11 protein-coding genes are annotated in these 12,992 nt (G+C 46.3%); 1 reads left to right on the top strand and 10 read right to left on the bottom strand.

Translation table 11 applies throughout. From position 1 onward, the window contains the following. Positions 1 to 2 precede the first annotated feature (2 nt). The 4 genes from JWH17_RS02780 to JWH17_RS02765 are packed head-to-tail and all read right to left on the bottom strand — an operon-like array spanning position 3 to position 2,532. Entirely contained in the window at positions 3 to 1,121 is a 1,119-nt protein-coding gene (locus JWH17_RS02780; RefSeq protein ID WP_205221029.1) for an NADH-quinone oxidoreductase subunit D, read from the bottom strand. Beyond that, positions 1,118 to 1,645, bottom strand: coding sequence for an NADH-quinone oxidoreductase subunit C (locus JWH17_RS02775; protein ID WP_205221028.1), 528 nt, complete (start codon positions 1,643 to 1,645; stop codon positions 1,118 to 1,120). The genes JWH17_RS02780 and JWH17_RS02775 overlap by 4 nt, the downstream gene beginning before the upstream one ends. Positions 1,646 to 1,666: 21 nt before the next feature. After that, positions 1,667 to 2,155, bottom strand: coding sequence for an NADH-quinone oxidoreductase subunit B (locus tag JWH17_RS02770; protein ID WP_205221027.1), 489 nt, complete (start codon positions 2,153 to 2,155; stop codon positions 1,667 to 1,669). Continuing rightward, positions 2,125 to 2,532 carry an NADH-quinone oxidoreductase subunit A gene (locus JWH17_RS02765; RefSeq protein ID WP_205221026.1) on the bottom strand — a complete coding sequence of 136 codons (408 nt, stop codon included), beginning with the start codon at positions 2,530 to 2,532 and terminating at the stop codon, positions 2,125 to 2,127. The genes JWH17_RS02770 and JWH17_RS02765 overlap by 31 nt, the downstream gene beginning before the upstream one ends. Positions 2,533 to 2,793: 261 nt before the next feature. Here JWH17_RS02765 and JWH17_RS02760 point away from each other — a divergent pair, with 261 nt between their 5' ends. Next, entirely contained in the window at positions 2,794 to 3,777 is a 984-nt protein-coding gene (locus JWH17_RS02760) for a LysR family transcriptional regulator (RefSeq protein ID WP_205221025.1), read from the top strand. 171 nt (positions 3,778 to 3,948) lie between these two features. Here the strand turns inward: JWH17_RS02760 and JWH17_RS02755 are convergent, their stop codons facing one another. The 6 genes from JWH17_RS02755 to lon all read right to left on the bottom strand — a co-directional run bounded on the left by JWH17_RS02755 (position 3,949) and on the right by lon (position 12,835). Continuing rightward, complete coding sequence (locus tag JWH17_RS02755; protein ID WP_205221024.1) at positions 3,949 to 5,157, bottom strand: pyridoxal phosphate-dependent aminotransferase; 1,209 nt, start codon at positions 5,155 to 5,157, stop codon at positions 3,949 to 3,951. Positions 5,158 to 5,270: 113 nt separating this feature from the next. Next, positions 5,271 to 7,049, bottom strand: coding sequence for a hypothetical protein (locus JWH17_RS02750; RefSeq protein ID WP_205221023.1), 1,779 nt, complete (start codon positions 7,047 to 7,049; stop codon positions 5,271 to 5,273). Between the two features lie 80 nt (positions 7,050 to 7,129). Next, positions 7,130 to 8,761: an NAD+ synthase gene (locus JWH17_RS02745; RefSeq protein WP_205221022.1), complete on the bottom strand. Its 1,632-nt coding sequence runs from the start codon at positions 8,759 to 8,761 to the stop codon at positions 7,130 to 7,132. A gap of 213 nt (positions 8,762 to 8,974) precedes the next feature. Beyond that, on the bottom strand, positions 8,975 to 9,175 hold the full coding sequence (locus JWH17_RS02740; protein WP_205221021.1) for a cold-shock protein: 201 nt from the start codon (positions 9,173 to 9,175) through the stop codon (positions 8,975 to 8,977). Between the two features lie 171 nt (positions 9,176 to 9,346). Continuing rightward, positions 9,347 to 10,351, bottom strand: a complete 1,005-nt coding sequence (gene mltG / locus JWH17_RS02735) for an endolytic transglycosylase MltG (RefSeq protein WP_205221020.1) — start codon at positions 10,349 to 10,351, stop codon at positions 9,347 to 9,349. 90 nt (positions 10,352 to 10,441) lie between these two features. Beyond that, entirely contained in the window at positions 10,442 to 12,835 is a 2,394-nt protein-coding gene (gene lon, locus JWH17_RS02730) for an endopeptidase La (RefSeq protein WP_205221104.1), read from the bottom strand. Between the last annotated feature and the right edge of the window lie 157 nt (positions 12,836 to 12,992).

Below are 12,992 nucleotides of genomic sequence, written 5' to 3'. Positions count from 1 at the left end.
ACTTAACGATCAATCTCAGGAATGACCAAGTCAAGACTCCCCATAAAAGCCAGGGCATCTGCGAGAAGCATACCTTCTGCAACCTCACCAAACAAACTCAAATTAGAGAATGTCGGGGAACGAAGCTTGAGTCGATATGGGGTCTTGCCACCATCACAGATCAGACGATGGCCAAGAGAACCGCGGGCCGTTTCCACCGCAGAATAGTAGTATCCTTCTTCTGGTTTCAACAGCTTCGGCACCTTTGCCTGAACAGGGCCGTCAGGTAGTTTGTCAAGCGCCTGCTCGATAATACGAAGTGACTGTTCGATTTCATCCATTCGTACCATATATCTAGCCATTGAATCACATTCGTTATACACAGGTATGTCGAAATCTAATTCAGGATAAATAGAGAAGGGTTCATTCTTGCGCACATCGTAATCAATTCCCGAACCACGAGCCACTGGACCGGTTGCCCCGTATTTTCGACACTGCTCTGCAGTAATAAATCCAATATCCTTAATCCGTTTGATAAGGATAATATTATGGGTCACCAAATCATGATACAGGCTGGGCATACGCGAACGCAGCCTTTTTATAAAATCGCGGGTGCCGGTGATAAACTCATCATCAATATCATTATAAACACCGCCAAATCGCATGTAACAGTATGTGAGCCTGGAACCGGTAATCCGTTCAAGCAGATCAAGGATTTGTTCCCTATCGTCAAAGGCATACAATAGTGGAGTAAAGCCGCCCAAATCGAGCAAAAAAGCAGCCCACCACAACAAGTGGCTGGCAATCCGGTTGAGCTCTACCGTTATCACTCGTATATATTCAGCTCGTTCAGGAACCTCTATACCTGCTGCCTTTTCAACAACAAGCGCGTAACCTTGGTTAAACGCCAGCGCATGCAAATAATCCATACGGGCGGTATTCGGCATGAACTGAGCAAAATTACCTGCTTCTGCAAGTTTTTCGTGCATCCGGTGGACATATCCGAGCACCGGCTCAGCCTTGACAATATACTCTCCATCCATGGTAAGCTTAACGCGAAGAACACCATGGGTGGCAGGATGCTGGGGGCCAAGATTAAGAACAAAGGTCTCATCATGCCGCAATTCGACAGGGAGTGTCATGGCATATAATCCTTGAGTAAGGGGTGAAAATCAGCATCTTCAGGAAGAAGGATACGAGTGAGGTCAGGATGACCGGAGAAGTTTACTCCGTAAAAATCAAATGTTTCTCTTTCATGCCAGTTAGCTCCGGGGATAACCGAAGAGATGGTCGGCAGTTCAGGATCTGTGCGGGATATAAATGTTCGCACCGTCACCCGACACAGCTCATGATCATAACGTGTATAATCATAAACAACTTCCAGTTGCTCCTGCTTTAACCAGTCCACTCCGGAAATGGTTTCTAAGAAAAAGCCTTCTTTATCCAGGACACCGGCAATATCAACAACCTGTTCATTTTCACATAGCACATCAAGGTGACTTCCATGTTTTTCGTAGGGAGTTGGTTGCACTCCAGGTTGTCTTTGCCCGGTTTGTACAGCTTCTTCAGCCTCATCCCCTTCAACCGGCGTTACCGTTTCCGGCTCGTTCTCCCCTTCCGGAAAAAGTGCAGCCAAGGCAACTTGTGTTTTCTCTATTCTATTCATCGGCTTATACCAAATGCGTAATCAGACTCTTGGCCAGCGGCGATTGCCGGTGATCTTTTCTTCCAGGGCCATTATTCCTTCGAGCAAAGCCTCGGGTCGAGGTGGGCAACCAGGAATATACACATCGACAGGAAACAACTTATCAGCGCCTTCAACCACATTATAGTTTTCCTTCACCTTAAAAGGACCGCCTGAGATAGCACAGTTCCCCATCGCGATGACCCACTTGGGTTCAGACATCTGATCATAAAGTGTCTTAACAGCAGGTTCCAACTTTTTATTGATTGTGCCTGCTACGATCATGACGTCACTCTGCCTTGGTGATGGACGAAAGACCTCAGCACCAAAACGGGATATATCATAACGGGACCCGCCGGTGCACATCATTTCAATGGCACAGCATGCCAGGCCAAAGGTCATCGGCCAAAGAGAGTTAGCGCGCCCAAGGTTGAGCAACTTATCAAGCTGGGCGAATTGAACTATTGATGACGGTACGTTTTCAAGTTCCACTCGAACACTCCTTTAATCCACGCATAAACAATAGCCAATGACAAAATACCTACAAAGATCAGCACTTCCACAAAATCTCTGATAACAAATTCCGGACTGTTATAGGCTGCAGCCACCGGAAACAGAAAAAGGACATCAACGTCAAAGGCCAGAAAAATTAAGGCATATAGGTAATAGACAATACCAAACCGTATCCAGGCACTTCCAATAGGTTCCATACCGCATTCAATCAGCTGCGTGGCTTTGCCAGCAGTCTGTCGAGTATGGGAAGAAGGACTTAAGAGTTTAACGATAACAATAGGACCGATACCGAAACATAGCGCACCTATTAAAAATATGGTAACGTAGACGATATTAGTCAGGGTGACCTGATCCATACACCACTCCATACACTTCTTTTTTCATCAAATAAACTGATACTTCCAATCAGCACATTTTATCAGTATATCGAGATTCAACTCCCCTGTCAAGCCCAAACCTATGACTTAATTGGCCTAAGTGCCTCATTGTAGGGGTTCAATAATTACTCCTATTTAAGTGATAAAATCATTGACCAATTCTGTCGAAGTGGTAGTGTACGCAGCGATTTCAATTCCAATAATACTTAGGTTCAATCATCTTGATACAAGTGCTAAGACATGGCTATCACGTTTAGACAATTAGAAATATTTATTGCCGTTGCCGAAACCCAGCAAGTAACGCGGGCAAGTAAAAAACTTTTTCTTACCCAGTCGGCAGTGAGCATGGCCCTTGGCGAGCTTGAAAACCAGCTCGGTGGCCCGCTGTTTGATCGCCACGGAAGGAGCCTTTTGCTCAATGACCGAGGTAGATACCTGCTCCCGTTATCCAAACAGATACTCAACCAGGTTGCTAATGTTGAAACCATGCTCACAGAGCAAAGCGATTCAGTAGCGGGTGTACTGGAAATTGTAGCCAGCTCAACCATTGGCAATTACGTCCTGCCCCACCTGATCGGTGCATTTATGCAACTGCACCCGGATGCGCACATCAACATGCTGGTCGTCAATACCATGGCAGCTGAAAATCTTGTCGCAAAAGGAGAAGCAGATCTCGGGTTTGTAGAAGGAGAAATCAATGTCGAATCTTTAATAGCCACCGACTGGTTTGAAGACGAACTTGGAATTATCGTCAACCCCTCGCACAAACTTGCCTCACACAAGGCATTTAAAATCCCGGAGGATCTCAAAGAAACAAGCTGGGTCATGCGTGAAGAAGGGTCCGGCACAGCGGAAATTTTCACCAAAAAGCTGGGTAAGCATTCCTCACTTCTTAAAATTGTCACAAAAACCGGGCACACCGAAGCTATCAAAAAAGCTGTTGAGTCCGGAACCGGCGCAGCATGTCTTTCTGCTCTCACCGTCCGCAGAGAGCTAGAACACGGATGGTTGAAAATGCTGGTGATTGAGGGAATAGATATGCGTCGGCAACTGAGAATTATTCAACACAAAGACAAGATTATCACCAGGTTAATGGCTGAATTTTTAGATTTTTGCGAACTGGCAGCCAAAGCTATCAATGGCAAGGAATGCCTTTCTCTTCCTGAAAACCTGAAAAAATTCCTCAAAAGATACGAGTTGGAAAAAAACACTGTTCAGCAGTAACAGTACATTTCGATTGGCAAATCCCTAGCCAACCCTCTTACAAACAGTAATACAACGAGGAAAAAGCGGCTGTCATGCACAGCATTCCGTTCACTCCTTTCAAATTAAATACAATGGACTGCAAGTGAGAACCTCACTTGCAGTCCATTGTTCTACTACGTCTCTCATTTATTACCGCAGCGCTGCCAGCGCCTTTTCTATCCGACGCATCCCCTCCTCCAGCACTTCCATGGAAGTGGCAAAAGAAAAGCGAACAAAGTCATCAGCGCCAAAAGCGACACCTGGAACACTGGCGACCAATGCCTCGTCCAGAAAATAATCTGCAAGGGTGACCGAATCAGTAATGGTATGGTTGTAATATGCCTTTCCATAGTAGCTTGAAAAATTAGGAAAAACATAAAAAGCGCCTCCAGGCATAATACAACTCACCCCATCTATTGTATTGAGCGCATTCACAAAATAATCGCGCCGTGGTAAAAATGCCTTTTTCATGAGTTTTGGGAAATCCTGAGGCCCCTCAAGAGCGGCAAGAGCGGCATACTGGGAGGGTGCGGAAGGATTAGAGGTTGACTGGCTTTGAATTTTATTCATCGCCTTGATCAGGTGTAGCGGTCCTGCTGAATATCCGATCCGCCAACCTGTCATAGAAAAAGACTTGGATACCCCATTGAGAATCAAGGTCTGGTCTTTGAGCGCAGGCTCTGCATCAAGAATATGAGGCGGCAGATCCGCGTTATAGGTCAGCGTCTCATACATATCATCGGACACGACCAGCCACTTGTGTTGCAGGGCAAGGGCAGCAACTTCCTTAAGTCCCTTAAGCGAGAAAATAGCCCCTGTAGGGTTTGAAGGACTATTTAAAATAATACCGCGAGTTTTTTCAGTCACGTAGGAGGCGATTGTTTCCCCATCAAGATCAAAATTATTTTGCTCATCAAGAGGAACCAGCACAGGAACCCCACCAGCCAACTGCACCATGGGGGGATAGGACACCCAATAGGGAGCAGGTATTAAAACCTCATCGCCGGGATTAAGGATCGCCTGAAAAACATTATAAAGACCATGTTTTCCACCACAGGAAACCTGAATTTGGTCATCTGTAAATGCCCAACCATGATCCTCTTTAAACCTGTTGCATATTGCTTCACGCAATTCGGGAATACCCGGTACAGGGGTATAACGGGTATGACCGTCATCTATGGCCTGCTTTCCTGCATCACAAACATGTGCTGGAGTTGAAAAATCAGGTTCACCAACACTGAAATTAAGTATATCTGCACCTGTTGCCCGCAAGGCTTTAGCCTTGGCATTGACGGCAAGGGTTGGGGAAGGTGCAACTCGGAGCACTCTATCTGCAAGTGCAATGATTTCTGAACTCATACTGACTCTCCTTCTAGGCAGCTTTGATATTATTTTAATACTGCCGCAATAATAATTCTCTGTACAAGGGAGCAAAGCAATTTCAATAGCAAACTACTCCCGGTAATCAGATGTTAGGGTTCTTTGTACACAGGACAGGGACGCCGCCAATCATATTCACGGTAAGCCGGATCATCATATTTTTCATGACATTCAAGACACAAGCCGACCCGCAATATCCGCTGTAACTCTTCTCCATTAAAAGGCCGAAGATCTTTTCTCGATCCTTTTTGCAAAGGTGTCCCGTCTATGGCTACAAAATTATCCAAGCCGACAGTGCGGCCATCAAGGGTATCAACCCCTCGATCTACAGGATAAAATGCCCACTGCCCTTTATCTTTCACCACAGTCCCCTCACCAAGCCCAACCGTCTTGGGAGATGCATGGCATTCTTTACAACTTCTTCCTTTAGCCTGCGTAGTGTGTGGATTAATGGCGGCCATGGTAAAACTGTTAAAGTGGTCAGTCACGTCACCCTTTTCATCTACCAAGGTAACGATATCCTGACAGCCGGGAGTCACAATCACTACCTCATCTTTCCATACCCCAAGCATGGGCTTTTCGTAGCGGATATAAGATCTTCCTTCTTCCCACCATCCCGGCGTTTCTTTAAGGGTCAGTTTATCCAGATGGGTCTCCCTTTTATCCTGCTTGGCATGGCAACCATAGCACTGTGGCACCCAGGTTGAATGGCAGGCTTCACAGCTCACTCGCTCATGCCCAGGGTATCGACATGCTTCTTTACTCGGGGGATTTAAGATTCTTTTTTTGCCGTCATTTTTTCCGGTCAACAAAAATTTACCAGTTTCCTCCGATACATTTGTCAACGGATTACCTTTTCTGGTTATACCAGGGGATGGGTCATGGCAGGTTTTGCATTGTATTTCCAGTTGCTCTTCGTAATGTGCATAGCGATTTCCATCACCCATAATTTCTTCTCTGGTGTGACAATCAATACACGACATGCCTTTGGCATGATGAACATCCTCAGCAATCTCCAGGTAAAAACGATCGCCTGGTAGTTTCTTGGACGAGAGCCCACCTTTTTCGTAGGGGGTTCCATAGCCTTCAGCCTCAAATAGCCCGATATACGAGAGCCCTATTCGGCCGGACCTGTTATGGCAACGAATACAGTTATCATCCGCAACCTTTTTTACGATAAAAGGGTGCGGCTTTTTTTTCTTTGCTTGGTCGTTGCCTAACGAGTTTTGTTCATCAAATGAAATTACAGAAGAGATCTCCGTACCCTCCGGTGCCTGATAATGGCATGCTGAACAGCCCCCTCCTTTTTCATTAAAGAAGTCTGGAGCACCGGGTAAATCGTTTTTCTGTTTCCAGAGATGACAGGTGGCACAAAGCTTTCGATAGTAATCTAAAGCAAGGGAAGTTTCACCGTCGGCAAGTAGCTGCTCAACGGAAATATCAGCATCCTGGGTTTCCCTTTCCCCCCAATAATACAGAAGAGTAGCTAAGATCCCACGATTGGTGGCCATCAACGAATTTTTTACCTTGGAGACGTCGGCGGGATGGCACCCTTCAACGCCGCATGTCTGCGCAACGACACGCAAATCACCAGGATTCAAAACCATGCCCTTGTGCGCTTTGTCCTTATCGACTTCCAGGGGATCGCCAAGGTGACAAGGCGAACAACCGACGATAAGACTGTCATGGGCTGAATCCAACTTTTCTTCTTTATGGCAGGACAGGCACATTTCTACATAGCCTGCCGTTGTCACGGCTAGCTGATCGGGACGCTTTGTTGTCTGCTCTCTAACAACAAGATAGCCCACCAGCAATAACACAACAGGAAGAAATATCAGAGTTGATATCAAGTTGCGCGAAGGAAAATTCATGGTCTCTCTACTTGACGGATGCTTACCTACAATGCCATTGCGATCGGCATATTTTCAGGATACTACTCCTTGCGTTGCAGTTACTCCTGAAATCCCTGAACAACCGGATATCGACGTCCCGCTCCAAATGCCTTGGTGGTGACTTTAATGCCAAGCGGAGCCTGCTTCCGTTTATATTCATTAAGTTTTATCCTGCGCACCACATCTTTCACGGTATCCAGATCTGCTCCATGGTTAGCCACAATCTCTTCTATACTTTGATGCTCTTCAAGATAGGCCACCAGTATAGGGTCGAGTACTTCATAAGGGGGGAGGTCGTCCTGATCGCACTGATCGGGTTTTAACTCGGCAGTAGGTGGCCTGGTAATAATATAATCAGGAATAACTTCACCCTTACGGTTATAAAAATGTGCCAACTCATACACCATAACTTTGGGCACATCTGCAAGCACCGCTAATCCGCCACTCATATCCCCATACAGCGTGCAGTACCCGATAGCCATCTCAGACTTATTGCCTGTTGACAGCAGTAACCCGCCCATTTTATTAGAAATTGCCATGAGCAGGTTTCCACGAATTCTAGCTTGAATATTCTGTTCCGTGACATCTTCATCCATCCCGCTAAACAGCGGCTTTAGAATAGCACGGTACTGCTCCATCAAACCTTCAATGGCGAGCAGTTGAAAGTCACAGCCAAGATTAGCCGCCAGCGACCTGGCATCGTCCACTGAGGCCTTGGATGTATAAGGAGAGGGCATGGCCACACATAATACATTTTCAGGACCAAGCGCACGACATGCAACGGCAGCTGTAATCGCAGAATCTATCCCACCTGACAGACCAAGAACCGCTTTTCTGAAACCGGTTTTATGGAGATAGTCACGAACACCAAGCACCAATGCCTGCTCAACCGTTTCAATGCTCTCAACAGGAGCAGGAGCGGAAAATGGGAGATCAAAGCTATCGCTGTCTACAACGACCATATCTTCGACAAACCCCTTTCCGAAAGCAGCAACCTCACCGAGATTATTAATAAACAGGGAATGACCGTCAAAAACCAGCCCATCCTGCCCCCCCACCTGATTAACATACAGCAGGGGATAATTATTTTCTTTGCAAATACTACCGAAAACGGTCAGCCTCTCTGCAAGTTTACCGTGATAGTATGGGGAGGCGGATATATTAATCAAACAATCAGGCACAACGTTGCCAACGACAAAGGCATTGAGCGGATTAACAGAATATGCGGTGTGATCCCACCATATATCTTCACATATGGACAATCCGAAATGAAGACCGTGGCAAGAAAAAATCGTAGATTCGGTTCCGGCCTCGAAATAACGGGTTTCATCAAAAACATCATAGGTGGGCAACAATTGTTTCCGTGCCCGCTCTACTATCTGTCCATCTTCAATGACAAAAGCTGAATTATACAGTTTTTTTCCCGGCCCCTGCCGCTGTTCCAGCACGCCGATAATACAGGTTATCCCTTCCACTCTCTCCACAAGCCGGGCCAAAGCTTTATCATGACCGGTAAGAAATGATGGACGTTCCAATAAATCCTGGGGTGGGTATCCGCACAGAGTTAATTCAGGAAAGATAACGAGGTTGCAACCGGCCGCCCTGGCCTTATCAATCCAGGAAAAAACTTTTTCCAGGTTCCGGTCAAATGCACCTATAACGGGATTAGTCTGAACAAGAGCAATTTTCACAGCAGTAGGTAGGTTATGGAAAATGGAAATTAATGAGACGAAAACTCACTACCGTCTCGGGTTGTATTACATGCAGGGATGGAGGGTATTACCTGGTAATATCGAGAGGTGAACAGATCCGAGATTGGCAGCCACCACAACTTGCAATAGCTGCCTGAAACCAAACTACCCGACGCAAGTGGTACTTCCATCGGGTAGCAAAGATGCGCAAAATTATTGTTTCATGACGTTGGCAGCTGCAGGTCCTTTAGGTCCATCAACAATTTCGAATTCTACTTTATCACCTTCGCTTAGAGTTTTAAAACCTGATCCATCAATTGCAGAATAGTGAACGAAGACATCCCGACCTTCTTCTTGCTCGATAAAACCAAACCCCTTTGACTCATTAAACCACTTCACAGTTCCTTTCAACATTGCCCTTTTTATCTCCTTTATTAGGCTGAATGTTTATCCCATGCAATGCTTCCTACAGTGTAGACAACCCAAAATCATGAATGATAATCAGTACTATACTATTCAATAGCAGTACATGGTCTACTGAATGAGGCGACATTACCACTAAAATTTTTAAAAACAAAGGAAATCTTACTTATTTTCACGCTTAGCCTTTTTTTGATATTTTCTCACAGCACGGCTATGCTCCCGAAGAGTCTTAGAAAATATATGAGTTCCATCATTTTTAGAGACAAAGAAGAGCGCATCGGACTCTGCCGGTTCAAGCACGGCTTTTATCGATTCTCGCCCTGGATTACAAATTGGTCCAGGCGGTAGACCTTTAATCATGTAGGTGTTATATGGCGTTAATGTTCTGAGATCCGTTTTAGTGATATTGCCGTTAAAATCAATAATACCATAAATGACCGTCGGATCTGATTGGAGCCGCATGTTTCTAGCCAGCCGATTAAGGAAAACTCGGGCAATAAGAGGGCGCTCCTCGGCAGCCCCTGTTTCTTTTTCTATAATTGAGGCTAAAGTGAGCAATTGATGCTGGTCTAAACGCTCCTGATTTTCAAGAGGTAGAGTGTCCATCACCTCAAAAAAACGCTTCACCATTGTTTTTATGATCGCCTTTTCGTCCTTTGCTCCACGAGCAAGGAAATAAGTGTCGGGGAAAAGGTATCCTTCAAGATTTTTCCGGCGTACCCCCAGGCTCTCCGCAAAAAGGCTATCGTTTGCCAAAGCAAGAAAACGGTCACGGTTAATCCACCCGCCTCGCTCGAAAATATCAGCAACCTGAACGAGCGTCAGCCCCTCCGGAACAGTGACACTGTGATAATAAATCTTGCCACTCTCCAAAACCTGCAATACTTCCAAAGGTGTCAGCCCATAGGCAATCTCATACTCCCCGGCTTTTAACCGGTTCCCAATCCCTGAAAAACGAGCGAGCAGCAAAAACCTGAGATCATTTCGTACCAGTTGTTTCTCAGCCAGCAAACTGCCTATAGTCCGCACCCCCGACCCTTTCGGCACTTCAACCAGCACTGTCCCTTTCCCCGGAGAGGTCGTAGAGACATAGCTCCATATCCAAATGGAGATCGCAACAACGACAACGCCCAGCGCTCCTGCAGCACAAAAAAAGAAATTACGCATCCCGGAAAATCATTTTTTTTTAGAAGTAGAAACAACAACGCCTGGAACGTAGAAACGTACCAGGCGAAGAAAGACTCGAACAACTTATATTTACTTTGTCGCCGAAATCGTTTTTTTCTTACGGTTATATTTTCGAATCTTACCAAGGGTAAGACCGATGACTTCATCCATATGCTCCACCGGATAAAAGGTGATTTTCTTGCGCAATTCTTCCGGAATTTCGACAAGATCCTTTTCATTTTCATAGGGAATAATCACATTAGTGATTCCCGCTCGCAAAGCAGCCAGCGCTTTGTCCTTCAAACCGCCGATGGGAAGCACCCTGCCCCTCAGGGTAACCTCACCGGTCATGGCAAACTGCTTTTTGACAGCCTTGCCGCTGATGGCTGAAAACAATGCAGTAGTCATGGTGATGCCTGCTGAAGGACCGTCTTTGGGGATAGCCCCAGCTGGCACGTGGATATGCACATCAATGCCGTCAAAATATTCGGCATCCACTCCGAGTTCATCCTTACGACTCCGACAGTAGCTCAGTGCAGCCTGGGCAGACTCCTTCATAACATCACCGAGCTGCCCGGTAAGAATCAACTTTCCTTTGCCCGGAAGCACTGCAGTTTCGATATGCAAAAGCTCCCCACCCACTTCAGTCCATGCCAGACCAACTACCAAGCCGGGTTGGCTACTGGTATCCAAATCCGCTTCAGGTAAAAACTTAGGCGGCCCCAAATATTTAGCCAGGGTATTTGTGGAAATAGTATATGGTCCCTTGCCGCCTTCTGCCACCTTGCGCGCTATCTTTCGACAAATTTTGCCCAGGGCTCTTTCCAGGTTCCGAACTCCCGCCTCGTGGGTGTAGCTACGGATAACGGTTTCCAGCATTTCATCGTCTAATTTTATCTGACGTGACTTGATTCCATTCTCAGTAATCTGTCGTGGAAGAAGGTAGCGGCGAGCAATAACTTTTTTCTCTTCCAGAGTATATCCGGACAATTGAATGACTTCCATCCTGTCCAGAAGTGGCCGAGGAATGGTGTCGCTACGATTGGCCGTAGTAATGAACATGACCTTGGATAAATCAAAAGGCAGATTCATATAATGGTCGGAAAAGGTACTGTTCTGTTCCGGATCCAACACTTCCAGCAATGCAGAAGACGGGTCGCCACGATAATCATCTCCTATTTTATCGATTTCATCCATCATGAAAACCGGATTATTGGTCTCAACCGTTTTCAATCCCTGCAAAATACGACCGGGAAGCGCTCCAATGTAAGTCCTGCGATGACCCCGTATCTCGGCTTCGTCACGCATACCTCCAAGGGAAAGACGATAAAACTTTCGCCCCATGGCCTTGGCAATAGCCTGTCCTAATGACGTTTTACCGACCCCCGGAGGACCGACAAAACAAATAATCGGTCCCTTGGTAGCCTTGTTGAGTTTTCTCACCGCCAGGTATTCAAGGATACGTTCCTTGATCTTATCCAAGCCATAATGATCCTTGTCCAACACCTCAGCCGCAACTTTTAAGTTCAGCCTATCCTGAGAAGAATCTTTCCAGGGCAAATCCAAAAACCAGTCAAGATAGGTCCGCACAATAGTCGCTTCCGATGCATCTGGATGCATCATCTCCAATCGCTTTAATTGCTTGCGCGCCTCTTTTTTGGCATACTTGGGCATTTTTTTCTTTTTGAGGCTTTTGGCCAGATCCTCAATTTCCTGCGAATAACTGTCTTCATCGCCTAGTTCGCGCTTTAACGCCTGCATCTGTTCACGCAGAAAATATTCACGCTGACTCTTGGACATCTCCTCCTTGGCATCGGATTGAATCTTCGCCTGTACAGTGGAGACTTCAAGTTCTTTGCGCAATAACTCCGCGACAAGACGCAATCGATCAACCGGATCTATGGTCTCCAGGATTTGCTGTGATTCAGCTATTTTCAATCGCAAATTCGACCCAACAAGATCTGCCAGGCGTCCCGGCTCCTCGATGTTGTTGATGATCATCATTAAATCCGAAGACAAGATGCCCCTGAGTGACATAATCTTCTCGGTCTGTTCACGGACCGTGCGCATCAACGCCTCGATCTCCACCGAAACTTCTGTGGTCTCCGGCTCTTCCAGCAGGTCGATGTCAACTTTGTAATACGGTTCTTTTTGCTGAATAGATCTAATCTGCGCTTTTGAAAGAGCCTGCACCAGTACTTTGAGTCGCCCGTCCGGCAGTTTCAGGGTGCGCATGATCATCGATACCATGCCGACCTTATACAGGTCTTCCTCATCCGGCTCATCCTTGGTGGCATCCTTTTGGGTAACCAGCATCAGCAGCTTGTTACTATTGGCCGCTTCATTGACGGCTTCCACCGATCCAGGACGACCAACAAACAGCGGTATGATCATATAATTAAAAACAACCACATCACGTACCGCCATCATGGGCAGGGATTCCGGAATCTCAAGATCCTTGGGACTCTCCCCGAAATCATCCATACTGTGGGACAACGAATCGTCAAACTCCACTCTTTTCCTCCTCTTAAAACGCCTGTAGCGAATACTGGTAAATAATTGTCACCAGGAAGGTAAACACAACCACATCCGAAGTCAAGCCACGGAACTGCGCCCAGGCCTGTTATAAAGAAGAACCCCC

The sequence above is a fragment of the Desulfogranum marinum genome (genome assembly GCF_016918565.1).
Classification (GTDB): Bacteria; Desulfobacterota; Desulfobulbia; order Desulfobulbales; family Desulfobulbaceae; genus Desulfogranum; species Desulfogranum marinum.
The sequence above is the reverse complement of the archived record's forward strand: the minus strand, read 5'-3'. Positions and strand labels throughout refer to the sequence as shown.

Coding starts and splice junctions, on each gene's coding strand:
- mltG (WP_205221020.1), bottom strand. CDS start 10,351: ATGCGTAATTTCTTTTTTTGTGCTGCAGGAGCGCTGGGCGTTGTCGTT.
- JWH17_RS02740 (WP_205221021.1), bottom strand. CDS start 9,175: ATGTTGAAAGGAACTGTGAAGTGGTTTAATGAGTCAAAGGGGTTTGGT.
- JWH17_RS02750 (WP_205221023.1), bottom strand. CDS start 7,049: ATGAATTTTCCTTCGCGCAACTTGATATCAACTCTGATATTTCTTCCT.
- lon (WP_205221104.1), bottom strand. CDS start 12,835: ATGGATGATTTCGGGGAGAGTCCCAAGGATCTTGAGATTCCGGAATCC.
- JWH17_RS02780 (WP_205221029.1), bottom strand. CDS start 1,121: ATGACACTCCCTGTCGAATTGCGGCATGATGAGACCTTTGTTCTTAAT.
- JWH17_RS02765 (WP_205221026.1), bottom strand. CDS start 2,532: ATGGATCAGGTCACCCTGACTAATATCGTCTACGTTACCATATTTTTA.
- JWH17_RS02760 (WP_205221025.1), top strand. CDS start 2,794: ATGGCTATCACGTTTAGACAATTAGAAATATTTATTGCCGTTGCCGAA.
- JWH17_RS02775 (WP_205221028.1), bottom strand. CDS start 1,645: ATGAATAGAATAGAGAAAACACAAGTTGCCTTGGCTGCACTTTTTCCG.
- JWH17_RS02755 (WP_205221024.1), bottom strand. CDS start 5,157: ATGAGTTCAGAAATCATTGCACTTGCAGATAGAGTGCTCCGAGTTGCA.